Genomic DNA, 909 nt, shown 5'->3' with positions numbered 1-909 from the left:
TCCTGGCGATCCGCGCCTACCACCAGAGCCGAGGCGATGAGCGCCGCGACATCTGTCTGATCCCGTCGTCGGCCCACGGCACCAACCCGGCCACCGCGCAAATGGCCGGTATGCGCGTGGTCGTTACCGCGTGCGATGCACGTGGCAACGTCGACATTGAAGACCTGCGCGCCAAAGCCATCGAGCACCGCGAACACCTCGCCGCGCTGATGATCACCTACCCGTCGACCCACGGCGTGTTCGAAGAAGGCATCCGCGAGATCTGCGCGATCATTCACGACAACGGCGGCCAGGTGTATATCGACGGCGCCAACATGAACGCCATGGTCGGCCTCTGCGCACCGGGCAAGTTCGGCGGCGACGTTTCGCACCTGAACCTGCACAAAACCTTCTGCATCCCCCACGGCGGTGGCGGCCCGGGCGTCGGCCCGATCGGCGTCAAATCGCACCTGACCCCGTTCCTGCCCGGCCACGGCCAGATGGAACGCAAGGAAGGCGCGGTCTGTGCGGCACCGTTCGGCAGCGCGAGCATTCTGCCGATCACCTGGATGTACATCCGCATGATGGGTGGCGCCGGTCTGAAGCGCGCTTCGCAACTGGCGATCCTCAATGCCAACTACATTTCCCGCCGCCTCGAAGAGCATTACCCAGTGCTGTACACCGGCAGCAACGGCCTGGTGGCGCACGAGTGCATTCTCGATCTGCGTCCATTGAAAGACAGCAGCGGCATCAGCGTCGATGACGTCGCCAAACGCCTGATCGACTTCGGCTTCCACGCGCCGACCATGTCGTTCCCGGTCGCCGGCACGCTGATGATCGAGCCGACCGAAAGCGAATCCAAGGAAGAACTGGACCGCTTCTGCGACGCGATGATCCGCATCCGCGAAGAAATCCGCGCAGTGGAAAACG

At 63.8% G+C, this 909-nt stretch carries 1 pseudogene; it reads left to right on the top strand.

What is annotated here, in order from left to right:
• Positions 1-909 (top strand): annotated as a pseudogene (locus tag D6877_RS16790) (aminotransferase class V-fold PLP-dependent enzyme); the annotation flags it as partial.

This window comes from Pseudomonas sp. Sample_9 (assembly GCF_004307535.1).
Taxonomy (GTDB): Bacteria; Pseudomonadota; Gammaproteobacteria; order Pseudomonadales; family Pseudomonadaceae; genus Aquipseudomonas; species Aquipseudomonas mercuritolerans.
Note: the sequence above shows the minus strand (reverse complement) of the source record. Positions and strands in the feature narration are given on the sequence as shown.